This window comes from Spirosoma jeollabukense (assembly GCF_054777855.1).
Genome location: NZ_BAAHAD010000001.1, coordinates 191947 through 213694 on the forward strand (window position 1 = coordinate 191947; position 21748 = coordinate 213694).

The 21748-nt window shown below is 52.3% G+C and carries 17 protein-coding genes; 9 read left to right on the forward strand and 8 right to left on the reverse strand.

Going from position 1 to position 21748, the window contains the following annotated elements:
* The first annotated feature begins 227 nt into the window (after positions 1–227).
* The 3 genes from ACYVEA_RS00735 to ACYVEA_RS00745 are packed head-to-tail and all read left to right on the forward strand — an operon-like array spanning position 228 to position 6075.
* Positions 228–1364, forward strand: a complete 1137-nt coding sequence (locus ACYVEA_RS00735; RefSeq protein WP_461111379.1) for an efflux RND transporter periplasmic adaptor subunit — start codon at positions 228–230, stop codon at positions 1362–1364.
* A gap of 48 nt (positions 1365–1412) precedes the next feature.
* Entirely contained in the window at positions 1413–4643 is a 3231-nt protein-coding gene (locus ACYVEA_RS00740; RefSeq protein ID WP_461111380.1) for an efflux RND transporter permease subunit, read from the forward strand.
* 58 nt (positions 4644–4701) lie between these two features.
* Positions 4702–6075, forward strand: a complete 1374-nt coding sequence (locus tag ACYVEA_RS00745) for a TolC family protein (RefSeq protein WP_461111381.1) — start codon at positions 4702–4704, stop codon at positions 6073–6075.
* A 38-nt stretch (positions 6076–6113) separates the two neighbouring features.
* Here ACYVEA_RS00745 and ACYVEA_RS00750 read toward each other — a convergent pair whose 3' ends face one another.
* Positions 6114–6899 carry an SDR family NAD(P)-dependent oxidoreductase gene (locus ACYVEA_RS00750; protein WP_461111382.1) on the reverse strand — a complete coding sequence of 262 codons (786 nt, stop codon included), beginning with the start codon at positions 6897–6899 and terminating at the stop codon, positions 6114–6116.
* A 70-nt stretch (positions 6900–6969) separates the two neighbouring features.
* Complete coding sequence (locus ACYVEA_RS00755) at positions 6970–7410, reverse strand: SRPBCC family protein (RefSeq protein ID WP_461111383.1); 441 nt, start codon at positions 7408–7410, stop codon at positions 6970–6972.
* A gap of 192 nt (positions 7411–7602) precedes the next feature.
* Here ACYVEA_RS00755 and ACYVEA_RS00760 point away from each other — a divergent pair, with 192 nt between their 5' ends.
* The gene (locus ACYVEA_RS00760; protein ID WP_461111384.1) at positions 7603–8580 is read left to right on the forward strand and encodes a GlxA family transcriptional regulator; all 978 of its coding nucleotides are present in this window, start codon (positions 7603–7605) and stop codon (positions 8578–8580) included.
* 104 nt (positions 8581–8684) lie between these two features.
* Here ACYVEA_RS00760 and ACYVEA_RS00765 read toward each other — a convergent pair whose 3' ends face one another.
* The gene (locus ACYVEA_RS00765) at positions 8685–9671 is read right to left on the reverse strand and encodes a helix-turn-helix transcriptional regulator (RefSeq protein ID WP_461111385.1); all 987 of its coding nucleotides are present in this window, start codon (positions 9669–9671) and stop codon (positions 8685–8687) included.
* Positions 9672–9766: 95 nt separating this feature from the next.
* Between ACYVEA_RS00765 and ACYVEA_RS00770 the strand changes: the two genes are divergently transcribed.
* From ACYVEA_RS00770 to ACYVEA_RS00785, 4 genes are all read left to right on the forward strand, one after another.
* Complete coding sequence (locus ACYVEA_RS00770; RefSeq protein ID WP_461111386.1) at positions 9767–12196, forward strand: TonB-dependent siderophore receptor; 2430 nt, start codon at positions 9767–9769, stop codon at positions 12194–12196.
* A 213-nt stretch (positions 12197–12409) separates the two neighbouring features.
* Positions 12410–13945, forward strand: a complete 1536-nt coding sequence (locus tag ACYVEA_RS00775; protein ID WP_461111387.1) for an ankyrin repeat domain-containing protein — start codon at positions 12410–12412, stop codon at positions 13943–13945.
* A gap of 4 nt (positions 13946–13949) precedes the next feature.
* A complete protein-coding gene (locus tag ACYVEA_RS00780) occupies positions 13950–14453 on the forward strand; it encodes a DUF2271 domain-containing protein (RefSeq protein WP_461111388.1) in 504 nt (167 codons plus the stop codon).
* A gap of 14 nt (positions 14454–14467) precedes the next feature.
* A complete protein-coding gene (locus tag ACYVEA_RS00785) occupies positions 14468–16663 on the forward strand; it encodes a PepSY domain-containing protein (RefSeq protein ID WP_461111389.1) in 2196 nt (731 codons plus the stop codon).
* A gap of 14 nt (positions 16664–16677) precedes the next feature.
* Here ACYVEA_RS00785 and ACYVEA_RS00790 read toward each other — a convergent pair whose 3' ends face one another.
* Both ACYVEA_RS00790 and ACYVEA_RS00795 read right to left on the reverse strand, forming a co-directional pair.
* Positions 16678–17664 carry an FAD:protein FMN transferase gene (locus ACYVEA_RS00790; protein WP_461111390.1) on the reverse strand — a complete coding sequence of 329 codons (987 nt, stop codon included), beginning with the start codon at positions 17662–17664 and terminating at the stop codon, positions 16678–16680.
* 73 nt (positions 17665–17737) lie between these two features.
* Positions 17738–18214, reverse strand: coding sequence for a response regulator (locus ACYVEA_RS00795; RefSeq protein WP_461111391.1), 477 nt, complete (start codon positions 18212–18214; stop codon positions 17738–17740).
* A 388-nt stretch (positions 18215–18602) separates the two neighbouring features.
* Between ACYVEA_RS00795 and ACYVEA_RS00800 the strand changes: the two genes are divergently transcribed.
* Complete coding sequence (locus ACYVEA_RS00800; protein ID WP_461111392.1) at positions 18603–19124, forward strand: response regulator; 522 nt, start codon at positions 18603–18605, stop codon at positions 19122–19124.
* Positions 19125–19361: 237 nt separating this feature from the next.
* Here the strand turns inward: ACYVEA_RS00800 and ACYVEA_RS00805 are convergent, their stop codons facing one another.
* The 3 genes from ACYVEA_RS00805 to ACYVEA_RS00815 form a co-directional block, all read right to left on the reverse strand.
* Complete coding sequence (locus ACYVEA_RS00805) at positions 19362–20426, reverse strand: zinc-dependent alcohol dehydrogenase (protein WP_461111393.1); 1065 nt, start codon at positions 20424–20426, stop codon at positions 19362–19364.
* 76 nt (positions 20427–20502) lie between these two features.
* Complete coding sequence (locus tag ACYVEA_RS00810) at positions 20503–20904, reverse strand: SPW repeat protein (RefSeq protein WP_461111394.1); 402 nt, start codon at positions 20902–20904, stop codon at positions 20503–20505.
* A 5-nt stretch (positions 20905–20909) separates the two neighbouring features.
* Positions 20910–21677: an SDR family oxidoreductase gene (locus ACYVEA_RS00815; RefSeq protein WP_461111395.1), complete on the reverse strand. Its 768-nt coding sequence runs from the start codon at positions 21675–21677 to the stop codon at positions 20910–20912.
* Between the last annotated feature and the right edge of the window lie 71 nt (positions 21678–21748).

The window sequence follows — 21748 nt, forward strand, 5'->3', positions numbered from 1 at the left end:
TTTTTTGTCTTGCCTACAACGTTCAGCAACTGTTACGGGAGCGAGTAATTATTGTGCTTTTTCAAGTCGAATCAACCCAGACTCGCCACTTCTAAGCAAATTCTAAGAATTTTCTAAGCTGATCTTTACTTGCCCAGGCGTATTTGCACCGGTAGCTAACGTAGCATTCTGTTTAACGGACTGCCATTTACGGCGCTACGCGTTCATCGTTCAGACCAAATCCCTGTATGAAATCTTATTCGGGTATAGTAGCCTTGTTCATCGGTACCTTGCTGGCTTCCTGCTCGGCGAAAAGCGAAAAAAAACCGGAAGCCTCCGCGCCGACGCTGCCGGTCATTCAACTCACCAAGCAGGACGCCACGCTTGACCGGGATTATGCCAGTAATCTCGAAGCCGTCCAGAACGTGGAGGTACGCGCCCGGGTGGCTGGATTTTTAGATAAAATTCTGGTCGATGAAGGGAAACCGGTTCATAAGGGGCAACTTCTTTTCCAACTCAACCCGACCGAATTTCAGGTAGAAGTGGACCGGGCGCAGTCTACGCTGGAGAGTGCTATTGCCCAGGCCGAATCCGCCGAGGTAGAGATGGGCCGGGTGAAATTGCTGGTCGATAAAAACGTCATATCGCCCTCGGAACTGAAGCTCGCCCGATCGAAAATGGAAACCGCCCGGGCGGGCATCAACGGCGCCAAATCGGCTTTAGCCAAAGCGCGATTCCACGTATCACTCACCAGCATTCGGGCACCCTTCGATGGCGTTATCAACCGGATACCCTTCAAACGGGGCAGCCTGATTGAAGAAGGGGCACTGCTCACCTCCATCTCCGATCTTCGGCAGATGTACGCCTATTTCAACGTATCCGAGAAAGAATACCTGTCGTTCATCAAAAAGCGACTCGATCCCGACAAAACAACCGTTCGGGAAGTCGATCTGTTGCTGGCCGATGATTCCGCTTATCCGTTCAAAGGCAAAATCGAAACCACCGAAACCGAATTTGAGGACAACTCGGGGACGATTGCCTTCCGGGCTACCTTTCCCAACCCCAAACGACTGCTCCGACACGGATCGACTGGTAAGGTTCGACTCTCTACGGATGTTGATGATGCCCTACTGGTACCGCAGAAAGCCGTTTTTGAGGTACAGGACAAAAATTTCGTCTACGTCGTGGACGCCAACAATACCGTCAGAAGCCGAAATTTTATCCCGAGCAGCCGGGTCGATCAGTTTTACATTGTCCAGTCGGGTCTTAAGTCGGGAGACCGCATTGTTTATGAGGGCATTCAAAGCCTGAAAGACGGCATGCGCATCGTACCCAGGTCGTTACCCGCCAAAAGCCTGGAGGCTTTGTACGCATCGGCCCGGTAATGAATCAATTAAGGCCCACTACCTTGACTAATCCGAAATAACTGACTCATGTTCAATACGTTCGTAAAAAGACCCCTACTCTCTACGGCTATTTCCCTGGTCATTGTGCTGCTGGGTGTGCTGGCCCTGACGGGTCTGCCCGTTACGCAGTTTCCCGACATTGTGCCCCCTTCGGTCACCGTAACGACCAAGTACACCGGTGCCAGCGCCGATGTCTGTGTCAAAGCCGTAGCCACCCCGCTCGAACGCGCCATCAACGGGGTGCCCAATATGACCTATATGACCTCCATTTCGGGGAATGACGGGTCAACCCTCATCACGGTTTTCTTTAAAGTGGGTACGGACCCCGATCTGGCGGCTGTCAACGTACAGAACCGTGTGACGACCGTGATGGACGAACTACCCGAAGAAGTCATCAAGGCGGGAGTCGTGACGGAAAAAGAGGTAAACAGTATGCTGCTGTACCTCAACATTGTCAGCGACGATCCAAAAGTTGACGAGAAGTTCATTTACAACTTTGCCGATATCAACGTACTGGCCGAACTCAAACGGATCGACGGGGTGGGGTTTGCCGCCATCATGGGCAGCCGCGATTACTCCATGCGCGTGTGGCTCAAACCCGACCGCATGACGGCCTACGACATCTCGCCCGACGAAGTGATCGCTGGTATTCGCAAGCAGAATGTCGAAGCGGCACCCGGCAAAGCGGGCGAAAGCGCCGACCAGGCTCCGCAGACGTTGCAATACGTACTCCGTTATACCGGTAAGTTTTTCGAACCGGCCCAATACGAAAACCTCATCCTGCGCACCAATACCGATGGTTCGTTGCTGCGGTTGAAGGATATAGCCGAGGTGGAATTTGGTTCGCTGGATTACGGAGTTTTATCCAAAAACGACGGTCGGCCATCGGCGTCCATCATGCTCAAGCAGCGGCCGGGCTCCAACGCCAGCGACGTTATTGCGGCCGTCAAAACGCGGATGGCGGAGCTGAAAGAAAGCTCGTTTCCGTCGGGCATGACCTATAACTACGCCTACGACGTATCGCGCTTTCTGGACGCGTCTATTCACGAAGTGGTCCGCACACTGATCGAAGCGTTCGTGCTGGTGTTCATCATCGTCTTTCTGTTTTTGCAGGACTGGCGTTCCACGCTAATTTGTGCGCTGGCGGTCCCGGTGGCCCTGATCGGTACGTTCGCCTTTATGAGTTCCATCGGTTTCTCGATCAACCTGCTGACGCTGTTTGCGCTGGTGCTGGCCATTGGTATTGTGGTCGATAACGCCATTGTGGTGGTTGAGGCCGTTCACGCCAAAATGGAAGAATCCGGTGGCGAAGCTGGCCCGTTGACACCCCGGGCCGCTACGTTTGCCGCGATGGGCGAGATTGCCGGGGCCATCGTGGGCATTACCCTGGTCATGTCGGCAGTGTTTATCCCGGTGGCGTTCATGACGGGCCCGGTGGGCATTTTCTACCGGCAGTTCTCCCTGACGCTGGCCATTGCCATTGTTATTTCCGGCATCAATGCGCTGACGCTCACACCCGCGTTGTGTGCTATTCTGCTACGTCCCGTACACGGAAAGAAGCAGGGGCTACTGGGTCGCTTCTTCACCCGCTTTAATGAAAGTTATGACTTGCTGGCGAGCAAGTATCAGGGTCTACTCCGTCGGGTAGCGAACCGGAGCGTCATTACGTGGGGGCTGCTGGGGCTGTTCATGCTGGCGACCTGGGGCATTAGCACGATCCTGCCGGGCGGCTTCATTCCAACCGAAGACCAGGGCATGATTTACGTCAACGTAACGACCCCCGTCGGTGCCACCGTTGATCGAACGGAGAAGGTGCTGGATGCCATCGAAGCCATTGCCTCCCAGCAGGAATCGGTAGAGAACGTATCGACACTGGCGGGATTCAGCCTGATGACCGATGGCGCGGGCGCTTCGTATGGCATGGGTATGATTAACCTCAAACACTGGGACGAACGTACCATTTCGATGCGGGACCTGATTGCGACGCTGGAAGAAAAGACCAAACACATTACCGACGCGACGATTCAATTTTTCCCACCGCCTACCGTGCCCGGCTTCGGCAATTCGAGTGGATTTGAAATCCGCATGCTGGATCGGGGACGTAGTGGCGATCTCACCCAAACAGCCAACGTAGCGCAGCAGTTTATTGCGGCCCTGAAAAAACGTCCTGAAATCAGCGATGCCTTTACCAGTTTCGACCCCAGTTTTCCGCAGTATTTACTGCACGTCGATCAGGAGAAAGCGTCTCAGAAAGGGGTATCCATCGACAACGCCATGAGCACGCTGCAAACGATGATGGGAAGCTATTATGCATCCAATTTTATCCGCTTCGGGCAAATGTATAAAGTGATGGTGCAGGCCGCTCCCAGCTACCGAACCAAACCCGAAGACGTACTGACCATGCGCGTCAAGAACGATCAGGGCGAAATGGTCCCGTACTCCAATTTCGTCCGGCTGGAACGCGTCTATGGTCCCGAGCAGATCACCCGCTACAACATGTACACTTCAGCCATGATCAATGGCGACGCGGCTCCCGGCTACAGCAGTGGCGACGCCATCAAGGCCGTTCAGGAAGTGGCGGCTCAGACGTTGCCCAAAGGATTCGCCTACGAATGGTCGGGCATGTCGCGGGAGGAGGTCGAATCGGGCAATCAGGCGCTCTACATTTTTGCGATCTGTCTGGTGTTCGTGTATATCCTGCTGATGGCCCAATACGAGAGTGTGTTTTTGCCTTTATCGGTTCTGTTGTCGCTCCCCACCGGCATCTTCGGCTCCTTTTTCTTTCTGCAACTGATGGGATTGCAGAACAACATTTACGCGCAGGTAGCCCTGGTGATGCTCATTGGACTACTGGGTAAAAACGCCATTCTGATTGTCGAATTTGCCAGCCAGCGGCAACGCGAGGGGCTATCCATTCTGGACGCGGCTGTAGAAGGGGCAGTTTCGCGGCTACGTCCGATTCTGATGACTTCGTTCGCCTTCATCGCAGGTCTGATTCCGCTTTGTATGGCCACAGGCGCTGGGGCACTGGGCAACCGGTCCATCGGTACGGCAGCGGCTGGGGGAATGTTCACCGGTACGTTGTTCGGGCTGATCATTGTGCCCGGCCTGTATGTCTTCTTCGCCAAACTCGCCGAACGGTTTAGTACGAAACAGCCCACCAACGACAACCTGAACAATCACCCTGTACAGAACGACACGACGTCGGTTCGTTTATCCACCCAAACACACATCAATGGCTCCGTCATTCATAAATAAGTCCATTCGAACTAGCTGCTATTTTCTGCTAAGCGTAAGTTTACTGAGTAGCTGTCAAATGCCCAAATCGCTGCTCCAGCCGTCGGCTCGCCCGATGCCCGTTTCCTTTGCCGGCCGGGCCGATACGCTGGGCATCGCCAGTCAGAACTGGCGGACCTTCTTTGCCGATGCCCAGCTTGTGCAGCTTATTGATACCGCCCTGACGGGAAATCTGGATTTACGGATCGCGACGCAACGTATCGAGGCCGCACGGGCCGCTTTTGACTACACGCAGGGGTTTCTGGCTCCGCAGGTAAACGCCGTCGCGTCGGCGGGGGTAGATCGGTACGGTCAGAACACATTGAATGGCGTCGGGAATTACGATACCAACCTGTCGGATAATATTCGGGGAAACCAAGTGATTCCAAACCCCACCCCCGACTACTTTCTGGGGGCACGCAGTACGTGGGAGGTAGACATCTGGGGCAAACTCCGCAACCGTCGAAAAGCGGCTTACTTACGCTTTCTGGCTTCTGAAAAGGGACGCCATGCCGTCATAACCGCCTTAGTTGCCGAGGTCGCCCAATATTACTACCGGCTGCTGGCGCTGGATGGCGAACTGGAAATCATTCAGAAAAACATCAATTATCAGCAGAATGCGCTGGAGTTGGTGCGTATCCAGAAAGAAGCAGGTCGGGTAACCGAACTGGCAGTTCAGCAGTTTACGGCCCAGCTCCTCAATACCCGAAGCCGACAGGGACAGATCCGCCAGCGTATCATTGAAAACGAGAATCAGCTGAACCGGCTGCTGGGTCGCTACCCCCAGCCGATTGCTCGGGGCAGTTCCCTTCAGGACCGCGAACTGCCGGGCCAGGTATTGGCCGGTATTCCCGCTCAGATGCTGGTTCGCCGACCCGATATTCAACAGGCGGAGCTTGATCTTCAGGCGGCCAATGTGGACATCGACGTAGCGCGAGCTGAATTCCTGCCCAGCCTGAATCTGACGGCCTACCTGGGGCTGAACGCCTTCCGCACGGCCGTGCTATTCAACCCGGCGTCTATTGCGGCTGGCTTGCTGGGTGGCTTATCGGGCCCGGTCCTGAATCGACGCTTCGTAAAAGCCAACTATCGGCAGTCGGTGGCGCAGAGCCGGGAGTCACTGTATCGGTATCAGCAGACCATTCTGACGGGTTTTAGTGAGGTAACCACCAACTTGAAAGGGGTGGAGAATTACCGTAGCGTCGCTGATTTACAGGCGCAGGAGGTGGATGTGCTGGAAAAAGCCGTCACGACGTCAAACGATCTGTTTGCCGGAGGTTATGCCTCGTATCTGGAAGTTATCACCGCCCAACGGAGCGTGCTGGAAGCCGAATTAGCGCTCATCAACACCAAGCAGGCTCAGTTCTTATCGCTAACCGATCTGTACCGATCGTTGGGGGGCGGCTGGCAGTAAAAGAACCGTGAACGCAACTAGTTGACATACGTTACAACTCAGCGATTACCCCAGAATGACAACAAGGTCTGTATGTTCTTTTCAGCCACGACGCCATTACCCGAAACGATAAACACATTGCCCTCTTCGGGCGCAGGCCACTGACCAGCGAAGGTCACTACGGCCTCCGCCACGTTTTCTTTCGTCTGTGGCAACGTCATCCTGGCAATAAAATCAGTTTCCGGGATGCCCAGATAAGCCGCATAACTCGGCACAACGGCGTCGCCGGTACCGGTACCTTTCATCAGGCGCCACGGAGCAAGCGTCAGAAAGCGCAGGCCAAGCGACAGACGATTCGATGCCTCCTGCGCGTAATTGGCCAGAAACATCTGCATCCGCTTGGCCCCCGCGTAGCCGCCCGAAATAGGCGACCCGCCAATGGCCGCCCCACTTGATATAAACAGGATCGCAGTACCCGATTTGGCGGGAGACGTGAGTGCGTAGTGCGCCAGCAGGTAGGAGGCTTTTACATCGGTATGCCAATTGGTACTGAAGGTGTCCCAGTCCAACGGATATACCGGCCTGGTTGGTGGAGGGGCTCCCGCGGCCAATACCACTACGTCGGGGGAATCCTGAAAAATCGTCTCGACAGTTGTGGTCTCCGTGGCATCGGCTTGCAGCGTGCGTACGGTTGGCCAGGCGCTGACAAGGTCGGCAAGTGAGTTGGGATCGCGCCCCACCACCAACACGTCGGCTGCTTCCCGGAGAAAGGCCTCGACAATGGACAGACCCGTGCCCCGGCTTCCGCCGATGACCACTACTTTTTTCCCTTGTAAAGTTTTCATAGATAATAAAGCAGTAGGCTCAACCTTCATGGGTTGAACGTGGTGGATGATGAAGAAATTTAGGGCCGTACTATAACCCAGGCCTTCCTTTTCCCTCCATTATTAATTTGACTAAACTTCCCTGTATATAGCGGCTCCACGCAGTTGAGCAGGCCTCAAAACAGTCAATTTGAGGAACTAAACCGGTATGGGTAAAATGGATTTGCGTCTGATTATTCTGAGTACGAATGTCGAACGTAATGCTAGTGTTCGTCCATTCTTGTTTGTTCTTGATGAAATTAAGCTGGCTGTCGGTAACGAGCCACACCACTTTTTGGCCTGGAATAAGCTCTACTATCTGCTGGGTAGATACATGAACATCTGCAAAATGAACCGTGAATTCGTCGTTCAGTTTTTGCGAGTCACCATCCACATCTTCCGTCCACCATCCACGAATATTATTGATGGCGTTAAACACTTCTTGCGGACTTTGGTCAACCACGAACGTAGTGGTAAAATTTGGTGTAGTCATTTGTTAACTGGTTAGCGCGTTAGTGTACCATAGCCTGCCTACCGAAGAATGTCGTTTGGCCAACAATAAGGTATGCAGTGAACGAACGATGCAAAAGTACAGGCTAAATGTGGCTGCAACAGGGTGTAAAATGGCCATTCTACCGGGTTGATTTAGACAACGTTACCAGCTAGCTTTGACTAAAAATTGACCATGAAGCACGTAACAATTGTTGTTCCGAACGGCAACGCTAACCTAAGCAGTATAACGGGTTCGTATGAGATCCTGACCAGCGCCAATGCCTATTGGCGGAGGATGGGTAATAAGTCCAGAATCGACGTTACGTTGGCTGGCGTTGTCCCTGAATTGACACTGGATGCGGGGTTCATCACGGTTCATCCCACACCGATCAGTGCATTAAAAAAAACAGACTTGCTGATTATACCTTCCGCTCCTTATACGAGTAAGTTGATCAATGAAAACGGCGAACTGATTCGCTGGATTAAAGAGCAGTATGTTGGGGGCGCCGAAATCGCCAGTATGTGTACGGGAGCGTTTCTGTTGGCCGCTACGGGCTTGCTGGATGGAAAAACGTGTTCAACGCATTGGAGTGCGGAAAGCAGCTTTAAACAGATGTTCCCTAAAATTAACCTTCAGGCCGATAAGCTGATCACGGCTGAAAAAGGAATCTACACCAACGGGGGTGCTTTCTCGTTTTTGCATCTGGTCCTTTTTTTAGTGGAGAAATATTTCGACCGGCCGACTGCCATCTACTGTTCAAAAGTTTTTCAAATTGACATGGATCGAACCTCGCAGTCACCCTTTTTTATTTTTCAGGTTCAGAAGAACCATGGCGATGACCTGGTCTGCAAAGCGCAAACGTACATTGAACAGCATTTGAGCGAGCGGATTTCCTTTGAAGAACTGGCCGCCGAACTGGCCATAAGCCGACGCAATTTTGACCGGCGGTTTACCAAAGCCACGGGTAATACGCCCGTTACCTATTTGCAACGGGTAAAAGTGGAAGTGGCCAAGAGTGCTTTGGAAAAAGGTAGAAAAAGCATTTTCGAGGTGATGAGTGAAGTGGGATATTCCGATGATAAAGCCTTCCGGGAAGTTTTTAAAAAAATAACCGGCGTGTCACCACTCGATTATCGAGCGAAGTATACGAAGGAAATCAGCCTGGCGTAACGTATGACTGCCGGATGTAATCGGTGTGTTCGCTATTCATACTCCCCTCCCAGGCAGCCCCCGTGCCTGTAAAGTCCGACTGTTTCCAAGGCAGGCCCGTTCCGCTACGTGCGCATAGCGCTGGGCAGCAAGCCAAAGTAGTTTTTAAAGGCAACGGTAAAATGGGCCGGATTTTTGTAACCTACCCAGTAGGAAATCTCGCTGATGGTTTTCTCGCCCTCCAGCAGTAAGCGTCGGGCATCGTCCATCCGCCGTTGGGTGACATAGCCCAGAATGGTCGTACCGAACTGGGCCTTGAATCCCCGTTTCAGGTTAAATTCATTCAGGCCTACCAGTTTTGCTAACTCAACAATCGTGGGGGGGTTGACATAAGCGCCATTTAACAGTTCACAGGCTTCCTGTATTTTACGGGTATCCTCTTTTTTTGATGAAAAGCCAACAGGCTTACTCCCCTGCATTTGCTCCAGTTGTAGCATGAGCAGTTCCGTTACTCTGGATTCCAGAAATAGCCGCTTTAGGACGCCTGTCCGCTGGCTGGCCCGCATATCCCGAATGATCCAATCCATGGCGGGGGTAATAGGAAGGTTTTTAGCACTAAGAAAGGCGGCTTTCTGCTGGACAATTTGGGTGAAAAGCGGTCGATACAAATCACTTTCAACCGGGACCAGACGGGCGTAAACGTCTTTGGGAATCACGACTGCCGTATATTCCAACGACTGGGTGGACACCCCGTAGTCATAGATACTTTTTGACGCAGGCAGGTAGCTGATATTATGCTGACCCGTCGAAAAGTGCTGGCGAGTCATTTTCTTTCCCAGTTGCGCCTGACAATCACCCCGCAACGCGAAATCCAGTTGAATAATATCCGCTTCAACTTCCTTGAGTAACTGGACAGGCTGGCAGAGTTGAAAACTACAGTGTGCTATAAAAAAATTACTTGTCGAAATCTGCGTGTCGGTGATATAGCCGATTGACTCGTGCTGAATTCGGACGCGCTTCTCCTGAAAAGAATCCGTTAGCTCACTGGTGCCCGATAACACCTCCCGACGCAATAATGTGTCAGTTCCTTTAGCTTTTATAAATATTTCCATAACGGCCCGATTCCGATAGCAATTCTCCCATTTCCGATACCTACGCTACTTATTCAGCGTACAAATTTGCACTAAAATAGAATTAATCTAAATAAATGAGACATATATATCTTATTTCTGTTTTGTGTTTTAGTCTGGTCATCGTATCCAGTCCAGCGATATTTGCTCAAACGCAGGGCTCCATTCGTGGTATTGTGAAAACCAGCGATGGCAATCCAGCCGCCTTTGTTAACGTCAGTTTGAAAGAGACCCGCAAAGGCACAGTGACCACCGAAGAGGGAACCTATCAATTGAAAGGCATAAATCCCGGTACGTATACACTTCAAATAACCTTTGTGGGTCTCCAGACCCAGGAAAAGACGGTATCCGTACAGGCGGGTCAGGCCACTTCGGTCGACTTTGCCCTGGCCGAAAGTGCGTCTCAGTTAAGTGAAGTCGAAGTAACGGGTACTAACCAGGTTGTTACGCTGGGAAAAGCCGCCATTGCCCCACTGGACCTTCCCCAGATGACTGGCGTGGTAAGCAGCGTGGTCATTGCCAACCAGCAGGCTTCCCGCCTGGGCGACGTCCTGAAAAACGTGAGTGGGGTATCCCTCACCCAGCAACGGGGTGGTGTTGCCGAAACATTTTCGGCCCGTGGTTACAGCATTGGCATTGCCGGCGCGGGTGGTAATATTTTCAAAAACGGGGTCGTGTCCAACACGATGGGCTTTCCAGAAGCCAGTACACTGGAGTCGGTGGAAGTATTGAAAGGGAGTTCGGCCCTGCTCTACGGCAATGTATCGGGCGGATTGATTATCAACATGGTTACGAAGAAACCCAAGTTCGATTTCGGCGGTGAGGTATCGATGCGGGTGGGCAGCTTTGGCCTCTACAAACCAATTGTCGATGTGTACGGACCGCTGGCCAAAAATCTGGCGTTTCGCGTTGTGGGCACCTATGAGCAGTCGAATAGTTACCGGGATGTCGTGAAAACGAACCGGGTCTACGTCAATCCATCCCTCCTCTACAAACTGGGTCAGAAAACGACCATCCTCGTACAGGGCGATTACCTGAAAGCGGATTTCACTCCCGACAACGGCATTGGTTCGTTAAATTTAAACCAGGATGCCATTATCCCCGATGTGCCCCGGTCGCGGTTCATCAATACGCACTGGGCGTATAACAACGTAAAACAGACGTCTCTGTCGACCAACATCGACCATGCATTTAACAACAACTGGAAATTAACCGTCATTGCTTCCGAGCAGGGCACTGACGTAAGCGCCTACGGATCAGGCGTTCCTAACAATAACGTATCGGCTACGGGCGACTGGACGCGTACGCTTAGCCGGACCATGACCAGCGAGGCCGATTACACTGGCCAGGTAAACCTGAACGGTCGATTTAACACAGGCTCGATTGGGCATCAACTGCTAGTCGGTGGCGACGTAGTCGGTATTGTGAGCAAAAGCACGGCCTTCACGGTTAATTACGGAACGGGCAAAACGTCTTACGATAAAATCAACATTCTGAATCCAACCCTCTACGAAGCCCGTACCGACATTCCGGATGCCACCGCAACGACCCGGACAACTTCACCCTCGGTCCGGCTTGGTTTTTACGTCCAGGATTTAATCAGCCTGACCGATAAGTTTAAAATTCTGGCGGGTGTGCGGTGGTCGCAGCAGAAAACCGTGCAGACAACCGTCCTGAATCTGCTGACCCAGGCCGAAACGCGGGGTGCCGCCGAAACCAAAACCGATGCTGCTTTTTCGCCAAAAGTGGCGCTGCTGTATCAACCCATTAAAACCACCTCGTTTTTCGGTAGCTACTCGAACAACTTCACCATCAACTCAGGGGTCGACATTTATGGGCAACTCCTGAAGCCTTCCATTATTGATCAGTTTGAAGCCGGTGTTAAAAACGAACTGTTCAACGGTCGGATTACGGCTAACCTCGGCGTTTACCACATTGTGAACAGCAATTTTGCCCAGATGGCTCCGCTTAAAGCCGATGGTACGGCCAATGCCGACGCGAACGTGAAGGAGTTCACGGGGCAAACCACCAGCGACGGACTGGAAATAGACCTGACGGGCAATCTGTCGAAAAACGTCTATTTCATCACCGGCTACGGCTACAACTACATGCGGTATACCAAAGCATCGCTCGTGAAGGGCTCCCCTATTGAGGGCGAACGGCTGACCAATAATCCGGCCCACACCGCGAATGCCACTATTTTCTACACCTTCGATCTACCGCAACTGCGGGGCTTAAAGTTGGGGGCTTCCGCTTTTTACACGGGCAATCGGTTCGGTGGTAACAACAACACATACGGCCAGACCCCGGAGTTTAGTCGCCTGATTCCGCTAACGGGTTTCACTACGTTCGATCTGTCGGCTGGGTATGGGTTCCGGAAAATTTCGTTGCTGGCCAAGGTGTCGAACATCACCAATACGTTGAATTTCCTGATTCACGACCGCTATAGCATCATGCCGATTCCACCCCGGCAGTTTACCGCGACAGTATCCTACCGGTTTAAATAAATTAACCGTTGCGTTTAACCACGTCCTGCCTTCATGGCGCCATGAAGGCAGGACGTGGTTAAACGTATTACTCGTTCACTGATTTGTAGGATCTTTCAAATTTGGCAGTAGTCTATCATCTTATTTAGACTGAATCTTATTAATTTGCACCCCGTTTGATTTCCCTCAGTGCCTAAACACGTTGTACCGGCATTTTAAATGCAGTCTATCTCTATGAAAAAAATAGTTTTCGCCCTCCTGATAAGCATTGGCTTCTCTGCTCAGGCCCAGAAAAACGTGCTGCTGGATCAGTCCTTCTGGCAAGCTAAGCCGGACGTGAGCCAGGTTAAAGCGGAAGTCGAGAAAGGGAACAGCCCGTCGCAGTTTAATCCGATGAGTTTTGATCCCGTTGTGATGGCGATCAATGCCCAGGCGCCCACCGAGACGATCATGTATCTGTTGGCGCAACCCGGCAACGACGTCAACAAAGTGACTCACGACAGCCGTACCTATCTGCACTGGGCCGCCAACCGGGGCAATGTAGAGATTATGGAAGCGCTGATTGCAAAGGGGGCCAAAGCAACGGTTGAAGACAGCCACGGCATGACACCCCTGAACTTTGCGGCCGCTGGTGGTCAGGCGAATACGAAAGTTTTTGATCTCTGCTTAGCCAATGGGGCTAACCTCAAAAAAGATCTCAACCACGACGGAGCCAATGCACTGCTGGTTGCGGTTGCCAACGACAAGGATCTGAAACTAACCGATTATTTTATCTCAAAAGGGCTGGATCTGAAAAGTACAGATGCCGCGGGGAACAACGCCTTTAGCTATGCCGCCAGAAGTGGTAATATCGACGTACTGAAAGCGCTACAACAACGTGGGGTACCCGTGAACGGCAATGCGCTGATCATGGCTAGCCAGGGTGGACGCCGGGGGGCAAATACCATCGAGGTGTTCCAGTATCTGGAAAGCCTGGGTATCAAACCGACCGTGACCAACAAGGCCGGAGAAAACGTCCTGCATGCCCTTGTCCGCCGACCCAAACAGAATGAAATCATCCAGCATTTCCTGGATAAAGGAGTCGACATCAATCAGGCTGACGAGGACGGCAATACGGTGTTCATGAACGCTGCCGCGTCGAATCGCGATGTTGCGGTGCTGGATATGCTGATGCCGAAGGTAAAAAATATCAACCAGGCCAATCAGAAAGGGGCAACAGCACTGGCGATGGCCGTACGCGGCAACTCGCCCGAGGTCGTGAGTTATCTGCTGACCAAAGGGGCCGACGCTACGGTAACCGACAAAAACGGCGATAATCTGGCGGCTTACCTGGTGCTGGCCAACAACGCCCCCAATGGCCCCCGACCCGAAGGCGGTCCTCGCCCGGACGGTGGACAGCGGCCAGAGGGCGGCCCACGAACCGATGACTTTACGGCGAAATTGAACCTGCTTCAGGAAAAAGGACTCGACGTTAAGGCTCCTCAGAAGAACGGCAATACGTTGTATCACTTGGCGGTAGCCAAGAATGACTTGGCACTGGTGAAACGGCTGGAACCCCTCCAGATCGATGTAAACGCCCGAAACAAAGAGGGAATCACCGCGCTGCACAAAGCGGCTATGGTGTCCAAAGACGATGCCCTGCTGAAATACCTGCTATCGATCGGGGCTAAAAAAGATATTCCCACCAGCTTTAAAGAAACCGCTTACGACCTGGCCAGCGAAAATGAATCGCTGTCTAAAAGCAACATATCCGTTAACTTCCTGAAATAAGATTATGTCCTGTTTGCCTAAAATTGGCTTATTAGTTCTGGCCCTGTCCGTCGCCGGATCATCCGCTTCGCTGGCTCAGCAACCAGCCACCGCTCAGTACAAGTGCATGATCCAGATGACCAACTACATGGGGGAAAAAGCGTATATCGCCGTTTCGCTCATGAACGGAAAAGGGGCTTACGAGAAAACCCTGTATGTGCTCGGCTCCGATAAAAAATGGTACCCGGACGTAAAAACATGGTACAAGGCGCTGGGCAAAAAAACGCCCAACATCAGCGCCATTAGTGGCGCGTCGGTGGCGGGTGGAGATCGTAGCGTTATCGTGCTGGACATCGACAACTCGAAGCTCAATAAGGATTACAAACTACGGTTCGAAAGTGCCGTGGAGGACAAGGAAGATCATGCAAAAGACCTCGAAATTCCGCTGACGACGGAAGCCCTTTCCGCCAAAAGTGAGGGTACAGGCTACATCCGCTACGTTCGTTTTAGCCCCAATAGCCCTAATTGACAGGCGTCTGCTTTATGACCATTTCTGTTTGGAGATATAGCCATTTAGCCCTGGCTGTATCTTCTTTTCTTTTACTGACCCTGGCCTCCATAACGGGTATTCTTCTGGCTTTTGAACCCATATCGCAGAAACTTCAGCCTTACCGGGTCGATAATTTCAGCCAGCTTACCCTTGCCCAGACGCTGCCCGTTCTCAAAAAAAACTACGCTGAAATCAGCGCGCTGAGCGTTGATGCCAACCACTTTGTCCAGATCAAAGGAAGTGATGCCGACGGCAAAAACCTGACCGCTTACATCGACCCGCAGACGGGCAAAATGCTGGGTACGCCTGCTCCGCAACATGAATTTTTCCAGTGGGTCACCGCGCTGCACCGGTCCCTTTTCCTGCATGAAGCCGGTCGATTTTTTATTGGGCTCACTGCCTTTCTGCTGCTACTGATTACGGTTTCCGGCACGATGCTGGTCATCCAGCGGCAACGGGGCGTAAAGCGGTTCTTCACCCGGATTGTCCGCGATAACTTCGCCCAGTATTACCACGTCGTGCTAGGGCGGTTGTCGTTGATTCCCATCTTCGTCATTGCGCTATCAGGAACATATCTTTCGTTAGCCCGCTTCGGCCTGGTTGGTGAGGAGAAAATTACACCCAAAATCGACTTCGATGCGATTCAGTCGAAACCGGAACGAAAACTGACTGACTTTGCGATTTTTAAACAGACAAAACTGGCGGAGGTACAGAGCATCGAATTTCCATTTTCGGAAGACGTTGAAGACTACTACACGCTGAAACTCAAGGACCGTGAACTAACGGTCAATCAATTAACGGGCGATATTCTCAGCGAAAATCGGTACCCAACCGCCGTCCTGCTGACCAGCCTGAGCCTGGATTTACACACGGGCCGGTCCAGTGCCATCTGGGCGATCATCCTGTCCATCGCGTCGGGCAATATTCTCTTTTTCATCTATTCCGGCTTTGCCATTACCTGGAAACGACGGGCTAACCGCGTCAAAAACAACTACACAGCCAATGAGAGCCGGTTCATTATCCTGGTCGGTTCGGAAAACGGCAGCACCTTCCGGTTTGCGCAAACTATCCATCAACAGTTGCTCAGGCAGGGCGAAAAATCGTACCTGACCGAGTTCAATAACTATACCGTTTTTCCGAAAGCCGAGTATCTGATTGCGTTGACCGCTACGTATGGGCTCGGCGATGCGCCGACGAATGCCAAACGGTTCGGCACCCTGCTGGAAAAATATCCGCAACCCCAACCGGTTCGCTATTCCGTCATTGGTTTTGGTTCGCATGCCTATCCCGACTTCTGCAAGTTCGCTTTTGAGGTAAACCACCTGCTTTCCCGGCAATCGTGGGCCACTCCGCTGGTCGATATTCACACCGTAAATGACAAGTCGCCAGACGAGTTTGGCTTATGGGCGGAAGCCTGGTCGCAGCAAACGGATTTGCCGATGACCGTTTCGACGGAAGCGCTAAAAGCGCCAGCCCCCCTTCTCGACACGCTAACCGTAACCGACAACACCGGCACCGCTCAGTCAGACGGTACGTTTCTCATTCGCCTGCAACCCACTCGCCGAAAGGCCGTTACATCGGGCGATCTGCTGGCTATCTATCCCGCCAACGACCACCGCGAACGACTGTACTCCATTGGCCTCCTGGACAAGGAACTGCAACTCAGTGTCCGGCTCCACCCGGGTGGGCTGGGGTCCGGCTTTTTACACAGCCTGACACCCGGCGAAACGATTCATGCTCGAATTGTTAACAACGATCATTTCCATTTTCCCAAAAAAGCGCCGGTCGTCGTGATGATCGCCAATGGTACCGGAATTGCCCCATTTCTGGGGATGATTAGCCAGAATCAGCAGCAGAAACCCTGTCATTTGTACTGCGGTTTCCGGCAACGCGCATCGTTTGACATTTATGAGGAGTTTCTGGAAGAAAGCCGAGCGGCTCAGCAACTCACCAACCTGCACGTAGCATATTCACGGGAAGGCGACAAGCAGTACGTCAGCGACCTGCTCAGCCGCGATGCCGACTTCATTGCCAATACCCTGATGATGAAGGGCGTACTCATGATCTGCGGGTCGTTGGCCATGCAAAAGGACGTTATTAATCTGCTCGAAACGATCTGTCAGACGAAACTGGGCAAGCCCGTCAGCGCCTATCAGTCGCACAGCCAGATACTGATGGACTGCTACTAAGCTGGTGAACATCCTTACAAACTGCGCTGTTTAAGCCCCAGGCTGTGCGAGGAGAAAATCTGCCCGTCGTCAGTGATCAGGATGTAGCTGTATTGGGGGTATTTTTTGATCAGTTTCAATCCGGCTTCTTTACCCAGCACCATCAGCGACGTACTGAATCCGTTGGCCGTTTCGGCACTGGGGCCAAAGATAGTCACGCTACTCAGGCCGGTAGCAGGATAGCCAGTGCTGGGGTTGATGATGTGTGCGTATCGCTTGCCGTTGAACACCACGAATTTTTCGTAACTCCCGGAGGTCACTACGGCACTCTGCCGTAGCGGTATAATGGCAAAAATCGTGTCGTTACGGAGTGGATTGGTGATCCCGATAGTCCAGTCGCGTCCATCGGGTTGCTTGCCCCAGGTACTCATGTCGCCTGATCCGTTGACAATCCCGGCCTTGATACCTTTGGCCAGCATTATGTCGCGGCATCGGTCGGCGGCATACCCCTCCCCTAGTGCGCCAAATCCAATCTTCATGCCTTTACGCGTCAGAAAAATGGTGAAATTGGCCCGGTCCAGCACAATATGCTGATAACCCACTTTCTCGACCGATTTCCTGATGGCCTCCGGGCTGGGCATCTCTGTCATGGAGCCATCGAATTTCCAGATTCGATCCATTGCAGCAAAACTGATGTCGAAAGCGCCGTTGGTGATGTTGGAGAAATGAAGCGCCCGCTCCGTTAGGGCGAATACTTCAGGGTCCACCTGGACCGGTCCGACGCCCGCATTTTTATTCACCTGTGAAATTTGCGAATCAGCTTTCCAGTCGGAGATTAAGTTCTCGATCCGCGTCACTTCGGCAATCACCGTGTCGATAGTACGTTCGGCTGTCAGCGAATCGGCGGCCACGATGGTAATATCAAACCGGCTGCCCATCAATTTGACGGCTCGTTTTCGTAACACCTGGGCCGTAGCACTGAACTCCGATAAAATGAGTAACAGCAGGACTGTAGTCTTCATGCGACAAAAATCGGAAGTATTCACACCGATCACGCGCGCATGGCAATAAAAAGTAGGTGCAGGCGTGCAAAGGTTAATATTGATAATTCGCAAATTGCTGCTCCCGCAAACGTAACGTATCCCGATAACAGAGTTTGATAGCTTCTACTACGCGATAAAACCCACTAGCCCCGCTGGGTTTGAGCATATATAAATGAATACCCTGTTGGTAAGCCTGCTGCTTAAGTTGATCACTCATCGAAGTGGTTAGCATCACTACCGGCATATAAGGCAGATCTGTCATATCCCCCAGGAGTTGCAGGGTTTCCAAACCCGTTAGTGCTGGCATATGCATGTCCAGAACAATAACGGTTACCAAAATCTCATCGATCAGGGCCTTTTCTGCTAGTAATTGGCGCCTGTTTGCCAGCCAGTCAATTAACGCTTGCCCTGTTGTCATTTCTTCAATGACAATCCGATCCATACCACTGGTTAAGGCCCACCGGATCAATTGACGATCGTCGGGGTCATCGTCCACCAATATAACGCGTAAAGACAGTGTGTTTTCCATGCTGACTGTACAATAAAATAATAGAATTGTTCTATAGCGTAAACCCTAGCTAAAATAAGTGAGGATATGGAACGGGGCTGAATGAGCCTGGATATTTTAGGGCTATGAATCAACGAAGGTCGGCCAGAGCTCATACATCCGCTCATCCCGACCAAAGGGCACTCTTTTCCGGAATCGGCTTTTTATGTATCCTGGCGTTTATCCACGATGTGGCGTGTTACGACAAAACGTAGTAAGGGGATTTAAACCTTTTGTTTTTATAGGCTGTTAACCTACTAACCAGACAGTACCACCACATACACATGTGTAAATAAGCGTAACGGCTTAAAAAATAGTACAATTCCGGTTGATCACTTAGGACCGGACTGTTGTCTTTTCCCCTACTTTATTGACGACAAACTCGATTGATCCCGCTCAATTAGCCGAAACCAGTTTCTCGGCGCTACGGCAGCTAAATTATCACCAAGCCCTCCTGCTGGTGGTTGAAGATCAGGATGACGTCTGGACCATCCTCCAGTTTGTCCTGAAAAAATGCTTCCCCGATGTACTGCTCCATCGAACCACGAGTCGAGCCGACACGCTGGCCTTCCTTCGCCAGGGCGAAACGGGTCAGGGTATTTTACCCAGGCTGATTTTACAGGATTTCTATATGCCCGATCGTCAGGCTGGTATCGCCCTCCTGGAAGATACCCGGGCCCTGCTGTCGAACCGACAGCAAATTCCCCTTCTGGTAATGAGTTCCTCGGTTGATGTTCAGGATGTTCAACAGGCTTACCAGTCGGGTTGTAGCTATTATATCGTCAAGCCCATTGGGATCAACAACTGGCTGAGTTTATGCCAGAGTCTGCGTAGCTTCTGGTGGGATCAGGGCGTCTTACCCATTTATTCGCCTGAAACTACCGTCCCGTAGTCTACGGTTCCCATCATATAGATTTCGTAGGCATCACGGTACAGTACCTACCCCGGTTTCCACGTAGTAGAAAGCTTGTGGAGGATTATCGTTTCTCCACTTCCTCAGGCTCCCCAGCTGATCAGATAAGCAGTACGTCTTCCTGCACGCATCTGGCTGTACCAGTAAATGGCAACGAACAGGCTGACGGTTACCCACGCGTACATTAATCGTCAGCCCGTTCGAAAACCAACCTGCCTAAACCAGCAGTGCGACAAAAACGGCATGGGTCTTTTCTTTGTCTTCAGCCGTTTCAAATGCTTTGTTGATGTCATCCAGCGGAAAGCGGTGCGTAATCAACTTTTTGGCGTTTAGTTTCCCATTGGCCAGCAAATCCAGGGCCATCTGCATTTCTGAGTAGATGCCCCAGAAAGAGTAGCTCGCACTGGGGATTAACTGGATCTCGCCCAACTGGATTTTTGCCCAGTCCAACTCGATACCTTTCTGACCAGCCTCAAAGCCCCCCACAATGACAACCTTGCCGCCAATGCGGGTAAAGGAGGTTGCCTGTGGTAACGTAGTGGGCATAGAGGGACCACCCGCGCATTCAAAAGCAATGTCTACCCCACGTCCCTTGGTAAACTCCATGACCTTCTGGTAGCCGTCTTCCGTTTTCGTGTTCACCACGGCATCCGCCCCTAATTCCAGCGCCAGTTCCAGCGCCGAGTCGACCACATCCGTCACGATCACGTCGGCCCCGCTAATTTTGGCCAGCTGTAACTGACCTAACCCAATCGGTCCGGCACCGATCACGGCCACCTTGTCATTGAGCCTGATTCCGCTTAAATGAATGGCGTGGAGGCCCACCGAAAACGTATCCAGCAGGGTCGCTTCTTCAAAGCTTACGTGGTCGGGTAAACTATGGAATTTCTCGGCGGGCCCAATCACATGGGTGGCAAAGGCTCTGGAGACCGTTTCCATCCGTACAGGATACAGGTTTGGGCACAGGTTGTATTGCTGGACCTGGCACCACTCACAGGTGCCATCGCCCAGGACGGTTTCAATGACCACCCGGTCGCCGGGTTTGACACGGGTAACCTCCGGCCCGACTTCGACCACTTCACCGGCCATCTCATGACCCATGATATGATGTTCAAATTCAGGTTCTTCTTTTTTCCAGTGGCGCAGGTCAGTACCGCAAATACCAGCGACCCGGATACGGGCCAGGACCCAGTCAGGATGGGGTATTTTGGGGGTTTCTACTTCGGTTACGTCAAACTCACCGGTGGCCGTCTTGAGGGCCGCCTTCATTGTTGGATTCATACTTGGTCGTTTGTTTATAAAGGGCGGGTAGCTGCACGGGCGCAGTCTCGAATGTATCCAGTGGCTTAGATTGAGTTCATGGCGTACGTACCGTTTTTTTATAGGCGGGCTTCCGCTCGGTGATCAGACCCGCCACCAGCAGCAATAAACCCAGGCTTACATGTGGCCAGTAAATCCGGTCGGCAAAGCCCCATAGCCAGGGCGATGCCCCCAGAAGACTACCGATCAACCGATCGAACCCCAAATGGAGGGTCATCAGAACTTCCTTAAAAACTCCGCCTTCGTAGTCAGTGACCATGGCCAGTAACAACACCAGCCCACCAGCCGTGACGACAGGCCATACCGTACCCTGCTCATCCGAAAAACCCAATAACCAGGGCGAGCCGATCAGTACCAGGCCAACCAGGTAATCCCATAGGGCATGGGCTTTGGTTGACAAGACCGAGGGCCAAAAGGGCGGTATTGGGTGATCAAACATGGCGCTTAAATGAGTTGAAGATGGGGCCGGATCTGGACCACCGCGACGTCGCAACGCTTGGGTTGGGTCAGCACGTATTGAACACAAACGGCAATGTCCTCGGCTTTGAGCATCTCGCCTTTTTCCTGAGCCTCCCGCTCCTCATCCGGGGCAGTTGACTGCATATCGGAGCCCACCGCACCAGGCTCGATTAAGCTCACTTTGATGCCTTTTTCATTAACTTCCTTACGTAAGCTTTCCGCAAAGCCCTCGATCGCCGATTTGGTGGCAACGTAGACCGACGAGCCCGGTTCGCGCACCTGGGCGCTCATGGAGCCAATCAGCACGATGTGCCCCGTTCCCTGCTGCTCCATCAACCGCAGGGCTTCTTTGGTAAAGGCCAGATACCCCACCAGGTTCGTTTCAATAACGTACCGCCAGTCTTCGTCGGCCATATCTGCTATGGACTCAGCACCCAGGGCGGCACAGTTGATCAGGATGTCGAGCCCTCCCAGCGACGCTTCGGCCTGTTCGACCACCCGCTTAATATCGGCTGCTTTGGCAACGTCGGCGATCATTCCCTCGGCCTGACCGCCTGCACCCCGCATGGCGGAGAGCGCTTCATCTAACGGTTCCGGATGCCGACCGAAGGTGAAAATCCGGGCACCGTAGGAGCTCATCAGCTCCCCAATAGCCCGGCCAATGCCGGTGGTGCCACCTGATAGCAGGATGCGTTTGCCGACCAGCGATTCGACCTGAGTGTGTGGATTAACGGACTGGATTTGATTTTCCATAACTGAGTCGTGTTTATTGAGTTGTCTTGTTTCTTACCCTGAATTAAGATTTTAACCAATCGACCCGCAAC